Origin of the sequence: Pectobacterium aquaticum, from assembly GCF_003382565.3 — a bacterium.
GTDB classification, from domain to species: domain Bacteria; phylum Pseudomonadota; class Gammaproteobacteria; order Enterobacterales; family Enterobacteriaceae; genus Pectobacterium; species Pectobacterium aquaticum.
In genome coordinates, this window is record NZ_CP086253.1 from 1,105,788 (window position 1) to 1,126,433 (window position 20,646).

The window sequence follows — 20,646 nt, forward strand, 5'->3', positions numbered from 1 at the left end:
CATGATGAAATACAAAAAATTAGTGATAGCTCTGTCGGCCTGTTGGCTGGCGTCATGTCAGGCGCCCGTCACATCGCTGTCTGAATCGGAACTCGTGGCGTCAGCGAACCGGGGAAACGGTGAGGCGCAATATCAACTGGCAAAGACGCTAGCCGCGCGATCGCAGTACACCGAGGCGATGCAGTGGATGCAGAAGGCATCTGGTCTGTCTGAACTTCCCGCTAATGCGGAACTGCGCGCTGCCGCCGCGCTTCAGGTTGGTGACTGGTATCAGGCCGGGCTGGGTGCGCCCAAGAACAGCCCGTCTGCTCGCCAGTGGTGGACAACGTCCTCACGTCTGGGAAATGGCGAAGCGGGGCATCGGCTTGGTATGGACTGTCAGGTTCAACATCAGGGAAAGCTGGTGGCGGCCTGCCTGAATGCTTTTGAATCGGCTGCGGCAAATGGTTATCCCCCCGCGCAGTTGATTGTCGCCCAGTGGCACGCAACGCATGCGGGCGGCGAAAAAGAGGCCATAGCATGGTTGCTGAAGGCCTCCGAACTAGGCAATCGGGATGCGCAATACCAGTTGGCGCAGCGCTATGAGCAAGGTAAAGGTGTGGTGATCCGTCGCGATCTGGCCGAACGTTGGTATTTCCGTGCGGCGACGCTAGGTCAGGCACAGGCGCAGCTGTGGATGGCGCGACACGAAGACGGCGAAAATGCGTTGAACTGGTATCAAAAATCCGCGTCATCAGGTGATGCCGAAGCACAGCTTTGGCTGGGCAAGGCATACCGCGAAGGTAAGCATTTACCTTGGGATGAGCAAAAGGCGCGTTATTGGCTGGAGCGTGCCGCGTCTGGCGGATCGGGCGAGGCCGATTATTTGCTCAGTCAGAGCCAGACAACCCATGAAAAGCGCGAACAGTATCTGGTTCAGGCTTCCTCTGCGGGCTATATCCAGGCACAGCGCGAACTGGGTGAGCGGTTATTTAAAGCGAACGAATTCGCACGTGCGCGTGAAGAATATGCCAAAGCAGCATCAGCAGGAGATGCTGAGTCCCGACTAGCCTATGGCGAGATGCTGCGGCTGGGACAAGGAGGAAAAGAGGATTATGTCGAGGCGATGAAGCAGTACCGTCTGGCGGCGAATGACGGTAATCGTATGGCTCAATATCGTATGGGCATGATGCGTCAGGACGGGCTGGGGGCTTCCCGTAATCGTATTCATGCATACGCCTGGTACGCGATGGCGGCGACGGAGGGAATGAGCGAAGCCATTCATGCGCGTAACGATCTGGAAGCGACGATGCAGCCGGATGAAATCAAAGCTGGGCAGCGGTTGGCGATGCACTGGTCATCCGGAAAAACGGAGTAATCCGTGGTGGTGCATTGAAGGGCAATATTTTTATCAGGATAGCGACGTACCGTACTGGGAGAACCGGTAGCCATAGCAACGGCGAAGAAGGAGAAAGCCGATAGCAAACAGTACAGGATTGCAGTTCACCGTAAAGGTCGGCGCCCTGACGGCAGGCACCTTTACGGTGGTGGATTTCTAGCTGGATGAAGGGCTGAACCGGCCTTTCAGCCTGTCGCTGAGTCTGGCTAACGCGCAGCCGGATATTGATTTCGGCGCAGTGCGGGAATATTGCGTGCAGTATCAGTAAAGACGATATTCCTGATGCGCAACCAAATGAAGAAACGAACGAGGCTGAAATTGAAAAAGAGTCAGTAAAAAATTCTTGCGCAGCAGGTCGAGATGGGACATTTCCCTTCCCATTATTTGATCGATAACTATTTCCCTGTCAGAACAGGTTGTTAAGTAAGTTCTTTTTTGTCACAGATGAGAAATGTGTTCTTCTTGCAGAAACACTGAACTGACAGGAATACTCATCCCAATATTGAAAAAGCGACTAATAGTATCTTCTTCACAATTTGTTGATCTTCACCGCGAGCGATCTGTGACGAGGCATGACTTAGCTGAGCATCAATATAAATGGCTGCAAACTCTGATGAAATTAATGCTGCCAAGCAACCCATTCAAGATCGTGTTTTGAAAGAAATGCAACTAGACAATGTGTTAGGCGGTTCTGACGTGTAATTTTCGGTGTCAGGGGCGAATTATTTTTTGCCCCTTTTTTGGCTTTGTTGAAGAAATCGAACTTTCTTCGATAAACAGGATCAGAATGTTCTCAACCCTGACAGAGCATGGCGAACCGTGGCAAAGCAAAAGTTCAACATTACCCATTGGAAAACTTATAACGATGCGCTTCGGCAGTGGGGGAAACTGATGCTCTAAATTCGTGATGACGCGACTGCTTCATGGTACGACAAGGCTCCTCCAGAGCGGCACGGCAGGCCGTTGCGCTACACCGATACGGCGATAATCACCGCGCTGATGCTCAAAATGTTTTTCATTAAATGTGAGTAAGTACTCGCATGCACGCAATATTTGTGTGATTTATTTATCGCCTAAAATAGAAGAAATTCTATCAATAAGTGTCGATTTAATAGATCATCCCTTGCATGAATTAATCCCTAACTCAAACTTTCAGAATAACTGCGCATTCTGCGCAACTTCTTGCTCACTTTCTGGTGTAAATCACTTTTTGCGCAATGGATGCCGTTTTTTCACGAGGTCTGCGCAACTTCTTGCTCAAATTTTGCTTAAGGAAAATTTGAGTTAAGTAAATGTTGTTATAAAACATATGGATAAAAGTTGGCATGCAGATTGCTATACAGAGCGTGAAGTTATTCATTCTGTTTAATAACTCAACTCGTTCAACAACTCATTTCGTTCAACAACAAGGAGCAAGACTATGCCAACGCCATGCTATATCAGCATCGAAGGTAAAACTCAGGGCAACATTACCGCGGGTGCTTTCACTTCTGATTCTGTCGGTAACATCTATGTGCAAGGCCACGAAGATGAAATGCTGGTACAGGAATTCAAACACATTGTCACCGTCCCAACCGACCCGCAGTCCGGTCAGCCATCCGGTCAGCGTGTACACAAACCGTTCAAATTTACCGTCGCGCTGAACAAAGCCGTACCGCTGATGTACAACGCCCTGGCGTCTGGCGAAATGCTGCCGACCGTGACCCTGAAATGGTACCGCACGTCGGTTGAAGGTAAGCAAGAGCACTTCTTCTCTACCATCCTGACCGATGCCACCATCGTTGACGTTAACTGCCAGATGCCACACTGCCAGGATCCAGCGAAGCTGGACTACACCCAACTGATTGAAGTATCGCTGGCCTACCGCAAAATCGATTGGGAACACACCGTTGCAGGAACCTCTGGTTCCGATGACTGGCGTGCACCGGTCGAAGCGTAATCCTTCTGTTTCTAACCCGGCCACCGTGCCGGGTTTTCAGCGTTTTTCTCAACGCGATGCTTTATCAACATGAACTGTGGTGTGAGCAGACTCAGACCACCGCGCAGGTTTTTATTTTAATCAGGATAGTGACGTGCCGCTCTGGGAAAACTCGGGGCGTGCGGTAGCCATGGCGAAGGAAAAAGGAGAGGACAGGTGGCAAACAGTGCAGGATTACAGTTCACCGTAAAGGTCGGTGCCCTGGAAGCAGGCACTTTCGCGGTGGTGGATTTCAGGCTGGATGAAGGGCTGAATCGGCCTTTCAGCCTGTCGCTGAGTCTGGCGAGCGCGTTGCCGGATGTCGATTTTGGTGCGGTGCTGGACCAGCCGTGTGAGCTGATGATGTGGTATGAGGGCGAGCTAAAACGTCGGGTCAGCGGGATTATCAGCGGCTTCACGCAGGGCGACACCGGATTCCGGCGCACGCGCTATCAAGCGGAAGTCCGTCCGGCGCTGTGGCGGCTGGGGTTACGCACCAATGCCCGCATCTTTCAGGCGCAGAAGCCGGAGGCGATTATCGGTACGTTGCTGGAGGAAGCTGGCATTACCGACTACGCCTTTGCACTGCGCCACGACCACGCACCCCGCGAATACTGCGTGCAGTATCGGGAAAGCGATTTAGCCTTTATCACCCGCTTGGCCGCCGAGGAGGGTATGTATTTCTTCCACGAATACGAAGAAGGTAAGCACCGCGTGGTGTTTGCCGACGATGCGGGTGCATTGACCAAAGGCCCCGAGCTGTTCTTCAATCTGGCGACACAAGGGCTGAGTGAGGGCGAATATGTTCGACGCTTCCACTATGCGGAGCGGGTGAGCACATCGGACGTCGAGCTGAAAGACTACAACTTCAAGACACCGGCTTACGGGCTGTCACACAAGAAAATGAGCGGCGAACTGTCGCACCAGCGCGAAAGCTACCAGCATTACGACTATCCGGGGCGCTATAAGCAAGACCCGAGCGGCAAGGCGTTCAGCGGTTACCGGCTGGATGCGCTGCGCTCAGGGGCGGTGACGAGCGAAGGGGAATCCAACTGTGCGGGGCTGATGCCGGGCAACACGTTTACGCTGACGGAACACCCGAATGCGGCGCTGAACGCGGTGTGGCAGACAGTGAGCGTCACGCACGTCGGGCAACAGCCGCAGGCGCTGGAAGAGGAAAGCGGCGGCGAACCGACGACCATGAGCAACAGTTTTACTGTGGTGAAAGGCACGACGACGTGGCGTGCCGCCATGCCCTACAAACCGATGGTGGACGGCCCGCAAATCGCCACCGTCGTCGGTCCAACGGGGGAAGAGATCTACTGCGACCAGTATGGTCGGGTAAAACTGCAATTCCCGTGGGACCGCTACGGGGCGAGTAACGACCAGAGTTCCTGCTGGGTGCGCGTCAGTCAGGGCTGGGCGGGCGGCCAGTACGGAATGATTGCGATCCCGCGCATCGGGCATGAAGTGATTGTTAGCTTCCTTGAAGGCGATCCGGATCAGCCGATTGTGACTGGGCGAACCTTTCACGCGACTAATCCGACGCCGTATGTTTTACCCGCGCACAAAACGCGTACCACGCTGCGTACCGATACCCATAAAGGCAGTGGTTTCAACGAACTGCGGTTTGAAGATGAGGCGACGCGTGAACAAATTTATTACCACGCGCAGAAAGATATGGATGGTGTCATCAACAACATTCATCGGCAGAGCGTGGGGCGGGATCAGCACCTCAGCGTAGCACAGGATCAATTCCAGCGGGTCGATCGCCATCGCCATCGAACGATAGGGAAAGATGATTTTGAGAACATTGGTCAGGATCATCATCAAGAGATTGGGCGGAGTTTTATTCAGAAGATTGGCTCTTCCTTCAAACGCTTTATCGGCGGGGGAGAAATTACCCGTATCGAAGGGAGCCGTCAGACCACGATGTCCGGCTCTGAAGAGACGCTGATTGGGGCGCACCAACGTGTTTTGGTCAATACGGACAGCTATCTGAAAGCCGCAGATATTGTGCTGGAAGCGGGGCAGGCGCTGACCATTAAAGCGCCTGGCGGTTTCATCAAGATTGATAGCGCGGGTGTCACCATTTCTGGGACGATTGTGAAGATCAACGATGGCGGTGCGGCGGGTGTAGGGACTGCGCCAGTATCCATTACGCCAGAAGACCCCACGAAGCCGACGCTGCCAGATGCGCCAGACAGACGTTAAGGAGGAACTATGCCAGGTGCTGCACGTTTAGGGGACAGCTGTGCGGGTCACGGCTGTTTCCCTGCCACCCCGATTATCGAAGGCAGCGGTGATGTCATCATCAATGGCAAACCAGCGGCCCGTAAAGGCGATGGGGTTTTGCTCCATGCGTGCCCTTGCCCAAATATGCCCCACGGCGTGCATAATCGTGCGATATCCGCGGGCTCCGGTACGGTCATCATCAATGGAAAACTGGCGGCGCGTATTGGTGATGCGATCGGCTGCGGCGGCTCGGTTGCTGCTGGCAGCGGGAATGTGATCATCGGCGACTCGCCCTATCAATCCCCGGTGAAACCGTGCGCCGAACAATCGGCAAAAAGTCGCGCCCCTCTGCTGGCATTGACGCCGATGTTATTGCCGACGTTAATGGAATGGGCGTCGGTCGCCGAGCTGCCCATTCTTGATGACCTGCTCTCCGTTGCCCAGCGTAAAGATCGTTATCTGGCGCGTGCCAAGTTGGCGACTGAGGCAGCGACTCTGCCGAGATTAGCCGATGCTGCAAAGCGGCTGGCGTTTAATAACGACAGCATCTTACGCGCCGAGGCGGCCCAGTATGTTTATTCGGTCGATGAATTTCGACGAGGCGTGCTGGATAAACTGCCTAAGGCACCGGTTGGGCTGGATATTCTGGATACAAGTAAGCTTCCTGGCCTGACAGACAATGATTTTATGGATAAGAAAACAGGGTTTGGTTCTGCTCTGTTCAAATCAGCAATTAATGGCGAAACGATGTTGACCTACCGGGGCACCAATAATGCGGTGACAGGCGTTAAAGACTGGTTGACTAACGCCACTCAGGGTATGGGATTTGAATCAGCGCAGTACAAACAAGCAATGGATCTCGCGACTCAAGTCAAAGATCTGATGCCAAATCCTCCACCTGTTATTGTTGGCCATTCTCTGGGGGGCGGGTTAGCCTCCGCTGCGGTCAGTGTGACAAAACTTCCCGGTTATACGTTCAATGCCGCAGGATTACATGAGAATACTGCCTTGCGAGGTGGTGGTGCGACATTGGCAGAAACAGCGTCATTGATTAAAATACAAGCGGTCGATGGCGAGATATTAACCATGGCACAAACCTACGGTAAGGCTTTGGTTCCAGGTTTACTGTCTGGCGCGGGCGCATTGATTGGTGGAACCGCTGGTGCAGTGCTTGGGGGAGTCATCGGTGTTGCAAAATTACTGGAAGGGGGCCTGCCGAAAGCCAGCGGTGATATGATGGCTCTTCCCGCTGTTGGCGGTTCACCGATTGCGCGTCACGGTATGGATCAGGTGATTGCGGGTATTGAAAGCCAGAAAAAGGAAGATATCGGGAAGATAACCAATACATTCAGGGGAATATAATGCAATGGTTGGCACGTATAAAATGGGTAGGCGTCGTTATTCTGGGATTATTAACCGCTTGTCAGGCAGGAGGACACAGTATGCGGGCGAGTGAACTTTTTGAACCGCCCGTGGTGGCGGTACTGGAAAGTATTCAAAAAGGTGACGAATCAGCAGCCCGTCATCAGCTGTCGCAGGGCGTTAACCTGAATATTCAGGGAAAAGAAGGCATCACGCCGCTGCTGTGGCTGATTTATGAAGCGAAGGATAAAAAAGCCGTCACGCTGGCGCTTAAACTGGGTGTCGATCCAAACTATAAAGACGGCTTTGGCGATAGCGCCGTCAATTCTGTTGCGGGCGCGAAAGACCCTGACTGGCTTCGCATTATTCTGGATGCGGGAGGCGACCCGAATGCGATTGGGCGTCGTGGTCAGCCTGCAATATTTAGTGCTATTAATGAGCAACGATGGGCTGATATTAAGCTACTCGTTGAGAAAGGGGCTGATCTGAATTTAGAAGATCAAAATAAAAGAAATAGTGCGCTTTATGCCGCCTATGTAAATGAATACGAAATTGTTTATTGGTTGATTGAACAGGGAGCAAGTTTCGAGACCTATTCTTCAACCGGTAGTAGCCTAGCGTGGCGTGTACACGACAGCTTATCCATTATGTCTCCTAAATCGCCTCACTACCCTTGGGCACTAAAGGTAAAACAGCTGTTACTGGATCGCGGCGTTAAATTCCCACCGCTTCCGCCTGCGGAGGTCAGGGAGCGTTGGGAAAAAGGACTGCCGTTGTAATTTCCTTTTTATTCACGGCTTTTATTATTTTCCCTACGTCATAAAAATAAACTGCACTTCCAGACCAGATAATCAGCATGATTATTTGGTCATTGCTATAACACTTAATACACGCTCATCGTATTAAAAATCATCTCATTTATTTATAGGCAAATAGCGATGATAACGAACAGTTATACTCTGTTTGAAATCAGCCAGGTTGATGCGCCTTTGTACGCGATTATTTCACCGCTGAGCTATCCCGAATTACCTGAATATTGGCAGGCTTTTCAACCTGCGGCGGCGGAGATATGGCAACCGCTGTATTTTGGCAAAGGTGCCGAAAGCTGGCAGATGTGGGCGCCTATTGTGGTGAAAATAGAAGAAGGCAAACCAGGAGAAACACTGCTGCACTGGCTGACTGAGACACAGCCGGAGCGGCATGGTGGCGTGATCCTCATGCATAGCGAGCTGGCATTGCAACAGGTTATTGATTTTTGGCAGCAGCGCATTTTTTGTCTCTGGCCTGATGGCACGCGAGCGCTATTTCGTAGCTATGCACCAGACGTTTTATCGGCCTGGTGGTCCACTCTGGATCGTGCTGCACAAACGGATTTTCTCGGCCCGCTAAATAACCTGTACTTGCCCATAGCGAATAGCGAACGTGGGGAATATCAGCTATTCGCACAACAGGATGTTAATAAAGAAAACAAGAAAAATATTAATAACGAATACCAGATTAATTTAACACGTTACCAATATTATCTTCTCGCTAATGATAATCGCCTGCACCGACTGGCTAATGAACTGTTTCTTTTTGTCAGTGCACAATGTTTTTTTCCTCTGGATATTGAAATAGTAAAAGCTCGCTTTATTAGCGGCATTGCATTAGCTGAGAACTATTACCCGAAAGCCAGCGAAGCGGAATGTGAAGCCTGGTCTGCTCATCGCTGGGTGCTCGGCAGTGAATTCTATTTGCACCCGATCTTTATTCATCTAACTGAACGTTATTCGATCGCGGACAGTATTCGGATTTTTAAATCCGAACCTGAACGTATTGATAGTGTGCAGCTTAATTACCATCGCCCTGGTTGGATGCGGGGCGAACTGCCTGACATAACGGAGGTCACGCTGTGAGTGTATCGCAACCTTTCCTTGAATTGACGCCGGAAGATGACGCCGTCTGGCAAACGCGTATCGCTCAGGGCGGCTGTTTTGTTATCGCCGAAGCGTCGATGAACGATGCTGTGCCGTGGCTGGCCGAACGCTGGGGGGGCAGCCTGGAACAGACGCGTTTGTACTGGGGTGAAGCAGGGCGCGTTCATGCTTCTGTCGCACCCTACTGCATCCCGCTTCACGCCGCTAACTGGTCGCAAGTGAAAGAACACATTATCACTCAGCCGGGCTGGGGAATGGGCCTGCAACTGGAATGGTTTATGCTGGCGTATTCACCGCTCGATCAACTGCTTGAGGTGACGAAGCATCTGCGACAGTGGAGCCTGGTGACTTCCCCTTCCGGGGAGAATGCCATCCTGCGTGTAGGTGACTGGCAGGTGATGAATCAGCTGCTATCCGCCAGTTCCGCACAGGAAGCCTGTGCACTCTATGGCCCAATAGCCAGCTTCTGCGATATTTCCCCTGACGGCGCGGTACGTGTTTTAAACCTCACCGCCCGCGAACCCCATTCTATTCCAGACATACTGCCGCGCCAACTGAGTGACGAACAATGGCAAGCCATCATGGTGCCGTATGGGCATCAGAATCTGGCGCGCTATATGGAACATCTGCGCACTTACCATGCTGACTGGCAACATGCGTCTGACGATGAACTACGGGCGTTTACCCATCAGCAGGCGGAACAGGCGAAGAGCAACGGCTTTAACAACGACCGCGATATCGTGCGTTGGCTGGCATTGGCGACAGAACTCTCGCCGGAATTTATTCATCAGCCCTGGGCAAAAAACATTCTGGTACAGCCTGAATACATTGGCACGCAAAGCCGTATGGATCGCCTGTATCAGGCAGCCATTGACCACCTGGACGAAGCATAAAATAAAAAGGACGTCATTTCATGAGTCAGAACAAACAGGCAACGTTGCTTTCCAGCGAGGACGCGGCGAGTCGGGGTTTTAGCACGGATAAAAAAATATCAGGAGGCTGTGCCAAGTGTGGTTATGAAGTCCTGATTTATTACCATTATGACTCTGGGGAGCCGGTTCCCAATGCGCCATTTGTCCTCATCGACAGCAATAAAACAGAAATCCACGGGCAGACGGATGCCAACGGCCTCTGTTTTATTTATGACATGGGGGGAGGTACGTTTGAGCTGCTACTGGAAGAAGGTGAAGATGAGTTCACGCCGCAGGAAACCATTCAGAATAACCCCGTATTACAGTCTACCCCAGGTTATGCCGCATTAGCAGGTGAGTACTTCACGCTGTTCCTTCTCCTGCGTAAACAGGGGCTAGTGACGTATGACGCCGATGACAGCAGTGATCGACACGTTGATGTTGATGGCGCGGGAATATTAACGTCTATCCCAGATGACTATAAAAAGGCTTACAAGCGTTTCTGGGAACTGGATAAACAGATTAACCGCGGTAATCGCCAACTGAAGCAAGCCATCAACAAAATCCACCATAGCCTCGCGGCAGAAACGGCGGATGCGGGTGGGGATGATAACGCCGCGCTCATGATGTTCTGCGAGATTATTCTGGGTTGTATTCCTGTGGTGGGGCAAGCGCTGGACGTGTACTCCATTGGTGAGTGGTGCTGGCAAACCCATGAAGATCCTAAACTGATGGACGACCCACTGCATGTGGCCGGTGGTGTCCTGTGTGTGATTGGGGTAATTCCCGGGCTGGGTGATGCCATTAAGGTGAGCGGGCGGGCGATTATTAAAGCACTGAGAAATGCCTCCTCACCTGCGGCTGTGCAGTTTGCCATCAAAACGATCCGCAGCCTGTCCAACGGTAACCTGGTGAAAGGCGTCACCGAACTGCGTGGTTTGCTGAAAGAATACGGAAAGAAAGGCAAAGCGATGCTGTTGACCATGCAGCAGGCTTTGGTGACGGCAATGAAGGCCTCGGAGAAGGATGGCTGGATTGTTGCGCTGATGAAAGATCGGTTCAGCAAGATGCTCGACTATCTGGATCAGTTAGTTAAACGTTACGATGAGGCCATTGCGACCCTTGAGAAAGAATTCGATAAGTTTATTCCTCTGATTGTGACACGGGTTTCCGGTAGTCCGCGGCCTAAAGGTTCCTTTGCGAAAAAGGCTGATGCCCCACAAAGCCATACGACGGCGGAAAGCAGGGCGGCCAGTCCATCCTCTGGTTCAAAGTCTGAGCCTACTGATGCGCCAACCGCAACGAAACAAAGCGATGCCAAGTCGGGTGGTGACAAAGGAAAAGATCAGCCGCCTAAAAAACAATCTCCAGAAAAAAATACGCCACACAAATCAGAAGCGTCAAAACCGACTGATGCCATTGAAGAAAAGCCCAAACCGAAAGCGCCCGTAAAGAAAAAAAGCGAATCCCCTCCGGAAGAGGCGAACAGCATTAATGCGGGCAGCAATACGGAAAAGCCATCGGGTAAAAAGGGGGCTAAGAAGGATGCACAGGCAAAGGATGACAATGCCAAGGCAAAAACAGATGACATTAAGAAAAATGGCGACCCGGTCGATATGGCAACCGGTGCCGTGGTGGAACAGCGCACCGATATTCAGCTAACGGGGACGCTGCCGCTGTCACTGCAACGCTACTACCGCTCGACGGGAGAGCGGTACGCCGGTTTGCTGGGGACTCTATGGCGCACCAACTGGGATATCAGCCTGACGCTCAACAACGGGGTAGCAACGCTAACGGATGGTGAGTTCAATCAGGCGTTCTTCGTCCTGCCCAATGAGGGAGAAGTCAGCCGTTCGCCGTCCAACCTGCAATGGCGGCTGACCCGCCAACAGGGTGAACTCGTTCTTCATCATGTTGATGGCCTGCGCTATCGGTTTGAGCATGCGCTCGGTCTCCAGCTTTGTCTGACGTCGATTGAAGATACAGCCGGCAATCGGGTGACGTTCGAGTGGATGCTGAGCGACCTGTGCTGGGTTGTATTGTCCGACGGGCGCTTGATTCACGTCACAACGGAGCGCCGCAGGATCACGGCACTTACGCTATGTACCCCGCAGCGTCAGCCCTTAAAAACGCTTGCCAGCTATACCTATGACGAACACGGGCATTTACTGAGCGTACGGGCGGATGAGGGGCGCAATTTTGACTATCGCTACTCGCCGGAAGGCTGGCTGCTGCGCTGGTCGGATTTAGGCTCGACCTGGGTTGAGCACGATTACGATAAAAAAGGCCGCGCCATCCGCGACAGAACGTCGGAAGGCTACTGGCCGGGTCACTTTGAATACGACGATGACACCCTGACCAGCCATTACCACAGCGGGTTTGGCGGGGTATTCAGCTATGTGCGCGATGAGCGTAATAATATTCTGCTCCAGCGCACGCCTGATGGTGGTGAGACCCGGTTCGAGTGGGTGGATAACCAACTGGTGGCGGAGACCGACCCGTTGGGCGGCCGCACGGCGTATCAGCGTAATGACTGGGGGCAGGTGACCGAGGTTACGCTGCCCGACGGCGCGACACATCACTACGCGTATGACGATAACGGACAACTGCTGGCCTACACCGACCCGCTGGGCAGCGAATGGCGCTATCAGCGTAACGCGGCCGGGCAGGTTGTCGAGGTGAATGACCCGGAAGGGCGCGAGTGGCTGTACCGTTATGGTGACACGGGACAGCTGTCGACGGTGATAGGCCCGGACGGTGTGTTGCAACGCTATCATTATAACCGCCGTGGCCTGCTGAGCCGCCTTGAGCGGGATACTGCACCGGCGGTGATGTTCCGCTATGACGACCTTGACCGTTTGACAGAGCGGCATATCGGACATGAAGCGGGCGTGCAGGTGCGGCGCTGGGAGTATGACGGCGTGCGCGAGTCACCGTCGAAAGTGGTGTACGAAGACGGCAGCGAGACGCGGTTTGGTTACGATGTGGAAGGTAACCTGACGGCGGTGACGGATGCGCTGGGGCAGCGCTACCAGTTCCGCTACGGGGCGTTCGATAACCTGCTGGAGGTGACGGACCCGCTGGGGGCGACGGTGCGCTACCACTATAACGCGGAAGCGGAGTTCGCTGGGGTGACGAACAGTCAGGGACGGGACTGGACGTACGGCTTTGACGCCAGCGGTAGGCTGAGCGAGGAGCGACATTACGACGGGCGGGTGTACCGCTATCAGTACGATGTAGCAGACCGTCTGGTGCAGCGCACCGCGCCAGATGGGAGTTCACTGCATTACGCGCACGATGCGGCAGGGCGGATAACACGCATCACGGCACAGAAAGCGGACGGGGAAACCGACGGCATTACCGAACTGGCGTATGACGTAGCCGGCCGGCTGACCAAAGCCGCCAGCCCGGATGCGGTGGTGGAATACGCCTATAACCGGGCGGGCCAGGTGACGTCGGAAACGGTGAACGGCGAGGCGGTGCAGAGCGGTTACGATGCGGGCGGTCAGCGTGCTGTCGTGGAAGGGATACTGGCGCCGCTGCAGCTGGCGTGGCAGTCGGGTCGGCTGTCGTCGCTGGGTATCGGTTCCCATCAGCCGCTGCAGTTCAGTCATACGGCGGCGGGGGAAGAGCAGCGACGCAGTAACGGCAGTGGATTTGCACTACGCCACGAATGGAGCCCGACGGGGCTGCTACAGCGTCAGGCGCTCGAAGGGGCGGACGGCCGGGTGAATGACGTGCTGGAGCGTCGCTACCAGTACGATGTGCTGGACCGTCTGACGGGCATCAGCGACAGCCACTGGGGCGAGCAGGCATTCCGGCTGAACGGGGCGGGCCAGGTGACGGCGGAGCGCCGTGATGAGGGGCGGCGGCGTCAGGCGCGGCTGTTTGGCTACGACAGTGAACAGAACCTGTGCGAGGTGTCGCAGATAGCACCGGGGCTGGGTGAGACGCTGAAGGTGCAGGATGCGGTGGTGCAGGTGTCGGCGCGGTACGATTCGGCGGGTCGGGTAATCGAGCGGAGCCATACGCAATACCGGTATGACGACTGCGGGCGTCTGGTGGTGAAGCGGGAAACGCGCCCGGGGTTCAGGCCGAAGGAAACGTACTTTGACTGGGATGTGCAGGACCGGCTGGTGCGGGTGAGTTTGCCGGACGGGGCGCGGTGGCGCTATCGTTACGATGCGTTTGGTCGCAGAGTCAGCAAGGTGCGCGAGGGCCAGGTAACGTCGGCGCAGGCGGTGGCACGGGTGGCGTACCGCTGGGATGGCGACCAGTTGATTGGTCAGCAGCAATACTATGCAGATGGCAGTGCGGCGCGGGAAGTGCAGTGGGTATATGAGCCGGGAAGCTTCCGGCCGCTGGCGCAGGTGGAGGCGCAGGGCGACAGCACACAGCTGCACTACATCGTGACCGACCTGACAGGGACGGCGAGAGAGCTGTGCAGCGAGGAAGGGGAAGTCCGCTGGCGCGGGGAACAGGGGCTGTGGGGCACCCACCGCGAAGAGCGACGGCCTATCCCGCTGCGGCGCTACCTGGGTGATGCAGCAAACGAGGAAGTGTACTGCGAGCTGCGCTATCAGGGACAGCTGTACGATGCGGAAACGGGGCTTTACTACAATCGCCATCGTTACTATGATGCGGAGAGCGGACAGTATCTGTCGCCAGATCCGATAGGGCTGCTTGGAGGCCGCAGACCGCAAGGTTATGTGCATAACCCGCTGGAATGGGTTGATCCTCTAGGTTTGGCTGCTTGCCCTGATTTATACGATTGGTATAAATACAATCGTTCTAAAGGTATGAATGCATCTGAGGCTCATGCAGCAATTAAGAACGCGTCACCTCAGGAAGTCTTTGATTATTCATTACACAGACAAGGTTTGTCAGGGCAAGATTATCCGATCAATTTTAAAGAGAAATTCTCAGCGGGAAATTATAAATATGAAGTAAGGGCCCATGATATAAATCCTAATGCTCCTTTAGGAAGTAATTCAGCTAATGGTCCTATTTTTAGGGTAGGAAGAAGTCAAATGGGTGTAAATCCATCAACGAATCAAGGATATGGTTGGGAATATGGTTCACCAAGCGGTGGGTGGCATCATACCTCGATATTAAAGCCTACGAGTCCTAATTATAATCCAGCAGCGGCAAATGATACTCATATACCTTTACCTAACGGAATTATCCCATGAATAACTGTGATTTAGTTCAGAAAATAAAGATGCATGAGTGGAAGGCGTCTTGGCTTGATTTTTCTATTTTCTCTTATGATCGGGGGAGGTTAGTTATCGCTGGTAGCGATGATTTATCTTATTATCATAATTTGGAAATTATATTCATTCAGCCAACATTTATTGATGGCGTTACTGAATGGTCTTGTGATGTATCTGAAGATTTTGTGAGATATCATCCTGAAAGTAAAACTATGGAGTTTTATTCTGATGGAGAGCGGAAGTTAAAAGTAATCGCCGAGGATATCTTGGTTAATTTTGATACGGTCTTTTATTATCTAAGAGATAGTTTAACTGACGGTCAGCGATTGGCTTATTGGCTAAAATAATAATTATCCGTTAGAAAAAGCCGGAAGCGATCTCATGATCCTTCTGGCTATTTTATTTTTAGCGGCTTGTGTTATTAGGCCAGTATAGTCTCTATCTCTGCCCGAATGATTATCTTACCGGGCGGCACCTCAATCCTTAACGTCTGGCCGAGTAGCCCGCTCAGGGTGAGCCAGTCGCCTGCCAGAATCAGTTCGCTGTTGTCACTTACCCAGTCCGCGCTTTCCGTCTCGTGGCCGCTGCAGTTCAGCCACACGGCAGCGGGGGAAGAGCAGCGACGCACTAACGGCAGCGGGTTTGCATTACGCCACGAGTGGAGCCCGACGGGGCTGCTACAGCGTCAGGCGCTGGAAGGGGCGGACGGCCGGGTGAATGACGTGCTGGAGCGTCGTTATCAGTACGATGTGCTGGACCGTCTGACGGGCATCAGCGACAGCCACTGGGGCGAGCAGGCATTCCGGCTGAACGGGGCGGGCCAGGTGACGGCGGAGCGCCGTGATGAGGGGCGGCGGCGTCAGGCGCGGCTGTTTGGCTACGACAGTGAACAGAACCTGTGCGAGGTGTCGCAGATAGCACCGGGGCTGGGTGAGACGCTGAAGGTGCAGGATGCGGTGGTGCAGGTGTCGGCGCGGTACGATTCGGCGGGTCGGGTAATCGAGCGGAGCCATACGCAATACCGGTATGACGACTGCGGGCGTCTGGCGATGAAGCGGGAAACGCGCCCGGGGTTCAGGCCGAAGGAAACGTACTTTGACTGGGACGTGCAGGACCGTCTGGTACGGGTGAGTTTGCCGGACGGGGCACGGTGGCGGTATCGTTACGATGCGTTTGGTCGCCGGGTGAGCAAGGTGCGCGAGGGCCAGGTAACGTCGGCGCAGGCGGTCGCACGGGTGGCGTACCGCTGGGATGGCGACCAGTTGATTGGTCAGCAGCAATACTATGCAGATGGCAGTGCGGCACGGGAAGTGCAGTGGGTGTACGAGCCGGGTAGCTTCCGGCCGCTGGCACAGGTGGAAGCGCAGGGGGACAGCACGCAACTGCACTACATCGTGACCGACCTGACGGGGACCGCCAGAGAGCTGTGCAGCGAGGAAGGGGAAGTCCGCTGGCGCGGTGAACAGGGGCTGTGGGGCGCACATCGCGAAGAGCGACGGCCCATCCCGCTGCGGCGCTACCTGGGTGATGCGGCGAACGAGGAAGTGTACTGCGAGCTGCGCTATCAGGGTCAGTTGTTTGATGCGGAAACGGGGCTTTACTACAACCGGCATCGTTACTATGATGCGGAGAGCGGACAGTATCTGTCGCCGGACCCGATAGGCCTGGGTGGGGGAATAAGGCCGCAGGCGTATGTGCATAATCCATTAGAATGGATAGATCCATTCGGGTTGGATAAGCGTGATCCTAAAATCAATGCGGAACATGTATTTCATGGAGAAATAAACAAGAAAGGTAAAGCCGTAGGTTTTCATCACCGAGCCAGTATTGGACATGAAGGAAAAGCTAGAATATCTGAGATTACTAATGGTCCAAATTCACAAGGTGTATATCGGGCTAAAGTTGAGGTATTTGATAAAGCATCAGGTTCTTGGGTAAATAAAGGGCCAGAATCTTCATTTTTCCCTGATAGTTGGAGTAGACAGAAAGTTATGTCGGAAATAAGAGGTGCTTACAATAATGGTACTGTTTCTCCAAACGGTAAATGGTCAGGCGTTTCTTCTAGTGGAGTGAAGATTGAAGGCTGGCTGGATAAGGCAGGGGATATTAATACAGCTTATCCAATATATTAGGTGGGTTTTATGAAATATTATTTTGCTACTGACGGATACCCTGTTCTTGAAATTAACTATGATCTTCATGTTATTTCTGATTTTTTACAAGGGGATATCCAAAGCAGTTTGTATGGTGTGAATGAATATATCTCTGCTTGTGATGATGTTCTTTCTGGGAAAGTTACTGTATGGGAAGGGACTGGTAATGCTCATACAGTCACCATTAAAACGAGTGGTGTTAATATATGTAATGAATACTCTGAGGAGGAAATCAATATATCCTCTATTGATGAGTTTAGAAGTTATTTAGAAGGTTGGAAGGAATTGTTGTTAAGTAAAAATGATTAAAAAATAAAAGCCGGAGGCGATCGCAAAGATCCTTCCGGCTTTTTTATTTTATTAGTAGTCAGTCGCTATAAATTAATCTGCGTCTCAATAATAATCCTGCCGCGTTCTACCGTGACGGTCACAGGCATCCCGGTGATAAATCCCGACTCTTCGAGCCAGCGGCCTTTAAGGTTGATGGCGGAGGGTGGGTTGGGCTTGCCGTTTTACTCACTTCATCCTGAGGCTCGCCCAGCGGACTAAATAGCTTCTCATAATAGCGCTACACTTGCAGAAGATGACATCCCGCCAGCGCTGGAGCCGCACAATGATAGGTGGAGCATTAATGCGAGAAGCTATTTAGTTAAAGCTGTACAAGCCTGTTTGCAACAGGCTTGTGCGGGGCGTATTCCACGGTGTAGTAACTCTCTGTTTATGCGCTTTTTATTACGAAGACGGCAGCGAGACGCGGTTTGGTTACGATGTGGAAGGTAACCTGACGGCGGTGACGGATGCGCTGGGGCAGCGCTACCAGTTCCGCTACGGGGCGTTCGATAACCTGCTGGAGGTGACGGACCCGCTGGGGGCGACGGTGCGCTACCACTATAACGCGGAAGCGGAGTTCGCTGGGGTGACGAACAGTCAGGGACGGGACTGGACGTACGGCTTTGACGCCAGCGGTAGGCTGAGCGAGGAGCGACATTACGACGGGCGGGTGTACCGCTATCAGTACGATGTAGCAGACCGTCTGGTGCAGCGCACCGCGCCAGATGGGAGTTCACTGCATTACGCGCACGATGCGGCAGGGCGGATAACACGCATCACGGCACAGAAAGCGGACGGGGAAACCGACGGCATTACCGAACTGGCGTATGACGTAGCCGGCCGGCTGACCAAAGCCGCCAGCCCGGATGCGGTGGTGGAATACGCCTATAACCGGGCGGGCCAGGTGACGTCGGAAACGGTGAACGGCGAGGCGGTGCAGAGCGGTTACGATGCGGGCGGTCAGCGTGCTGTCGTGGAAGGGATACTGGCGCCGCTGCAGCTGGCGTGGCAGTCGGGTCGGCTGTCGTCGCTGGGTATCGGTTCCCATCAGCCGCTGCAGTTCAGTCATACGGCGGCGGGGGAAGAGCAGCGACGCAGTAACGGCAGTGGATTTGCACTACGCCACGAATGGAGCCCGACGGGGCTGCTGCAGCGTCAGGCGCTGGAAGGAGCGGACGGCCGGGTGAATGACTGAATGACGTGCTGGAGCTGCGCTATCAGTACGATGTGCTGGACCGTCTGACGGGCATCAGCGACAGTCACTGGGGGGAACAGGCATTCCGGCTGAACGGGGCGGGCCAGGTGACGGCGGAGCGCCGTGATGAGGGGCGGCGGCGTCAGGCGCGGCTGTTTGGCTACGACAGTGAACAGAACCTGTGCGAGGTGTCGCAGATAGCACCGGGGCTGGGTGAGACGCTGAAGGTGCAGGATGCGGTGGTGCAGGTGTCGGCGCGGTACGATGCGGCGGGTCGGGTAATCGAGCGGAGCCATACGCAATACCGGTATGACGACTGCGGGCGTCTGGTGGTGAAGCGGGAAACGCGCCCGGGGTTCAGGCCGAAGGAAACGTATTTCGACTGGGATGTGCAGGACCGTCTGGTACGGGTGAGCCTGCCGGACGGGGCGCGGTGGCGCTATCGTTACGATGCGTTTGGTCGCAGAATTAACAAGGTGCGTGAGGGACAACTCCCTTCGGCACAGGCGGTCGCGCGGGTGGCGTACCGCTGGGACGGTGACCAGCTTATCGGTCAGCAGCAATACTATGCAGATGGCAGTGCGGCACGGGAAGTGCAGTGGGTGTACGAGCCGGGTAGCTTCCGGCCGCTGGCACAGGTGGAGGCGCAGGGCGACAGCACACAGCTGCACTACATCGTGACCGACCTGACGGGGACGGCGAGAGAGCTGTGCAGCGAGGAAGGGGAAATCCGCTGGCGCGGAGAACAGGGACTGTGGGGCGCCCACCGCGAAGAGCGACGGCCTATCCCGCTGCGGCGCTACCTGGGGGATGCGGCGAACGAGGAAGTGTACTGCGAGCTGCGCTATCAGGGGCAGCTGTACGATGCGGAAACGGGGCTTTACTACAACCGGCATCGTTACTATGATGCGGAGAGCGGACAGTATCTGTCGCCGGACCCGATAGGGTTAGGTGGAGGGATAAGGGCATATGGTTATGTAAAAAATCCGCTCAGTTGGGTAGATCCTCTTGGGTTGACGCCGAAAGAAGGCTCATCAAGAGTTGATAATGCGAGAGCACGGCAATCTAAGATGTTAGAGGACGATGTTGGATATAACATCAGTCCTAAGAGCTGGGATGAGTATCCTTCAATTGGAAGAGATGGAACTTTTGTTACGGATAAAGAAGGTGCACTGAAATATTTTGACGGTGTTCAAGGAAATGAAACTTCTATTTCTAGATCTATGGCAGAAAGAATCGAAAAAGATATGGGGTTAAACCCTGGATCTCTGAAAGATGGATTCAATGTCAGGAAAATAGAAGGAATAACAAATATGCAGCCTAGAAGTCCATTGGGTGGTAATGATTACTTCCTTGGCCCAGGCCAGCATTTGCCGGGAGGAGCACCTGAAATGGTTATAAACTCTGTTCCCACATCCACTCCCGTTATGCTAAGAGTAAATGTATTATGAATGTGATTCCTGATAACTCTATTGTTGTAAGTGATATTGCAACTAATACAATAAAGCTTAGAGTTCAAGGTGGTGACTCAGTAAAAGAGGTTGAAGCTCTTGGCTTTTTAGCTTCAGACCAGTTTATGGTTAAAACGGTAAAGGATGAAAATGAGAAATTGGAACTCATTAAATCTTTAGTTAAAGCCGATGCTTTTTTTGTATTTGGTTATGGATGGTATCCATCAGAGGTTATGGACTTTTATAAAGAAAAGAACGCTTATATAGGTAAGTACAAAGTCATATCTTGGTCAGATCCAAACCATTACAATATTGAAGAGAAATAAATAAAAGCCGGAGGCGATCTCACGATCCTTCCGGCTTTTTATTTTATTAGCGGTCAGCCGCTATAAATTAATCTGCGTCTCAATAATAATCCTGCCTCTTTCCACCGTGACGGTCACGGGCATCCCGGTGATAAAACCCGACTCTTCGAGCCAGCGGCCTTTGAGGTTGATGGCGGAGGGCGGGTTGGACTTGCCGTTTTACTCACTTCATCCTGAAGT

13 protein-coding genes and 4 pseudogenes are annotated in these 20,646 nt (G+C 53.4%); 14 read left to right on the top strand and 3 right to left on the bottom strand.

The window, feature by feature from the left end:
- Position 1: 1 nt before the first annotated feature.
- From DMB82_RS05140 to DMB82_RS05185, 9 genes are all read left to right on the top strand, one after another.
- The gene (locus DMB82_RS05140) at positions 2-1,357 is read left to right on the top strand and encodes a tetratricopeptide repeat protein (protein WP_116163221.1); all 1,356 of its coding nucleotides are present in this window, start codon (positions 2-4) and stop codon (positions 1,355-1,357) included.
- 1,441 nt (positions 1,358-2,798) lie between these two features.
- Positions 2,799-3,317, top strand: a complete 519-nt coding sequence (locus DMB82_RS05150; RefSeq protein ID WP_116163223.1) for an Hcp family type VI secretion system effector — start codon at positions 2,799-2,801, stop codon at positions 3,315-3,317.
- A 195-nt stretch (positions 3,318-3,512) separates the two neighbouring features.
- Positions 3,513-5,549: a type VI secretion system Vgr family protein gene (locus DMB82_RS05155; RefSeq protein ID WP_116163328.1), complete on the top strand. Its 2,037-nt coding sequence runs from the start codon at positions 3,513-3,515 to the stop codon at positions 5,547-5,549.
- Between the two features lie 9 nt (positions 5,550-5,558).
- Complete coding sequence (locus DMB82_RS05160; protein ID WP_102119028.1) at positions 5,559-6,932, top strand: PAAR domain-containing protein; 1,374 nt, start codon at positions 5,559-5,561, stop codon at positions 6,930-6,932.
- Positions 6,933-7,012: 80 nt separating this feature from the next.
- Positions 7,013-7,711 (top strand): ankyrin repeat domain-containing protein, encoded by a 699-nt coding sequence (locus DMB82_RS05165; protein ID WP_116163326.1) that lies wholly within the window; start codon positions 7,013-7,015, stop codon positions 7,709-7,711.
- A gap of 159 nt (positions 7,712-7,870) precedes the next feature.
- The gene (locus DMB82_RS05170; protein ID WP_116163324.1) at positions 7,871-8,827 is read left to right on the top strand and encodes a DUF4123 domain-containing protein; all 957 of its coding nucleotides are present in this window, start codon (positions 7,871-7,873) and stop codon (positions 8,825-8,827) included.
- Positions 8,824-9,741 carry a DUF4123 domain-containing protein gene (locus tag DMB82_RS05175; protein ID WP_116163322.1) on the top strand — a complete coding sequence of 306 codons (918 nt, stop codon included), beginning with the start codon at positions 8,824-8,826 and terminating at the stop codon, positions 9,739-9,741. Before DMB82_RS05170 ends, DMB82_RS05175 begins: the two co-directional genes overlap by 4 nt.
- A gap of 20 nt (positions 9,742-9,761) precedes the next feature.
- Positions 9,762-14,951, top strand: coding sequence for an RHS repeat-associated core domain-containing protein (locus tag DMB82_RS05180; RefSeq protein ID WP_228400048.1), 5,190 nt, complete (start codon positions 9,762-9,764; stop codon positions 14,949-14,951).
- On the top strand, positions 14,948-15,319 hold the full coding sequence (locus DMB82_RS05185; RefSeq protein ID WP_116164927.1) for a hypothetical protein: 372 nt from the start codon (positions 14,948-14,950) through the stop codon (positions 15,317-15,319). Before DMB82_RS05180 ends, DMB82_RS05185 begins: the two co-directional genes overlap by 4 nt.
- A gap of 74 nt (positions 15,320-15,393) precedes the next feature.
- On the opposite strand, the gene DMB82_RS05190 is transcribed toward DMB82_RS05185, so the two are convergent.
- Positions 15,394-15,510, bottom strand: a complete 117-nt coding sequence (locus DMB82_RS05190) for a SymE family type I addiction module toxin (RefSeq protein WP_338045021.1) — start codon at positions 15,508-15,510, stop codon at positions 15,394-15,396.
- Here DMB82_RS05190 and DMB82_RS05195 point away from each other — a divergent pair.
- From DMB82_RS05195 to DMB82_RS05200, 3 genes and pseudogenes are all read left to right on the top strand, one after another.
- A pseudogene (locus tag DMB82_RS05195) lies at positions 15,473-16,705 on the top strand (RHS repeat domain-containing protein); the annotation flags it as partial. The gene DMB82_RS05190 and the pseudogene DMB82_RS05195 overlap by 38 nt on opposite strands.
- Positions 16,703-17,104, top strand: a complete 402-nt coding sequence (locus tag DMB82_RS20720; RefSeq protein WP_228400065.1) for an EndoU domain-containing protein — start codon at positions 16,703-16,705, stop codon at positions 17,102-17,104. The pseudogene DMB82_RS05195 and the gene DMB82_RS20720, both read left to right, overlap by 3 nt.
- A gap of 9 nt (positions 17,105-17,113) precedes the next feature.
- Positions 17,114-17,434, top strand: coding sequence for a hypothetical protein (locus DMB82_RS05200; protein WP_116165006.1), 321 nt, complete (start codon positions 17,114-17,116; stop codon positions 17,432-17,434).
- Between the two features lie 65 nt (positions 17,435-17,499).
- Here the strand turns inward: DMB82_RS05200 and DMB82_RS05205 are convergent.
- Positions 17,500-17,634: pseudogene (locus tag DMB82_RS05205) on the bottom strand (SymE family type I addiction module toxin); the annotation flags it as partial.
- Between the two features lie 224 nt (positions 17,635-17,858).
- Between DMB82_RS05205 and DMB82_RS05210 the strand changes: the two are divergent.
- Together DMB82_RS05210 and DMB82_RS05215 are read left to right on the top strand one after the other, a co-directional pair.
- Positions 17,859-19,673: pseudogene (locus DMB82_RS05210) on the top strand (RHS repeat-associated core domain-containing protein); the annotation flags it as partial.
- 424 nt (positions 19,674-20,097) lie between these two features.
- On the top strand, positions 20,098-20,427 hold the full coding sequence (locus tag DMB82_RS05215; protein WP_011094917.1) for a hypothetical protein: 330 nt from the start codon (positions 20,098-20,100) through the stop codon (positions 20,425-20,427).
- 60 nt (positions 20,428-20,487) lie between these two features.
- On the opposite strand, the pseudogene DMB82_RS20770 reads toward DMB82_RS05215, so the two are convergent.
- Positions 20,488-20,622, bottom strand: a pseudogene (locus tag DMB82_RS20770) (SymE family type I addiction module toxin); the annotation flags it as partial.
- Positions 20,623-20,646 lie beyond the last annotated feature (24 nt).

Coding starts and splice junctions, on each gene's coding strand:
- DMB82_RS05215 (WP_011094917.1), top strand. CDS start 20,098: ATGAATGTGATTCCTGATAACTCTATTGTTGTAAGTGATATTGCAACT.
- DMB82_RS05170 (WP_116163324.1), top strand. CDS start 7,871: ATGATAACGAACAGTTATACTCTGTTTGAAATCAGCCAGGTTGATGCG.
- DMB82_RS05150 (WP_116163223.1), top strand. CDS start 2,799: ATGCCAACGCCATGCTATATCAGCATCGAAGGTAAAACTCAGGGCAAC.
- DMB82_RS05140 (WP_116163221.1), top strand. CDS start 2: ATGATGAAATACAAAAAATTAGTGATAGCTCTGTCGGCCTGTTGGCTG.
- DMB82_RS05185 (WP_116164927.1), top strand. CDS start 14,948: ATGAATAACTGTGATTTAGTTCAGAAAATAAAGATGCATGAGTGGAAG.
- DMB82_RS05160 (WP_102119028.1), top strand. CDS start 5,559: ATGCCAGGTGCTGCACGTTTAGGGGACAGCTGTGCGGGTCACGGCTGT.
- DMB82_RS05200 (WP_116165006.1), top strand. CDS start 17,114: ATGAAATATTATTTTGCTACTGACGGATACCCTGTTCTTGAAATTAAC.
- DMB82_RS05165 (WP_116163326.1), top strand. CDS start 7,013: ATGCGGGCGAGTGAACTTTTTGAACCGCCCGTGGTGGCGGTACTGGAA.
- DMB82_RS05180 (WP_228400048.1), top strand. CDS start 9,762: ATGAGTCAGAACAAACAGGCAACGTTGCTTTCCAGCGAGGACGCGGCG.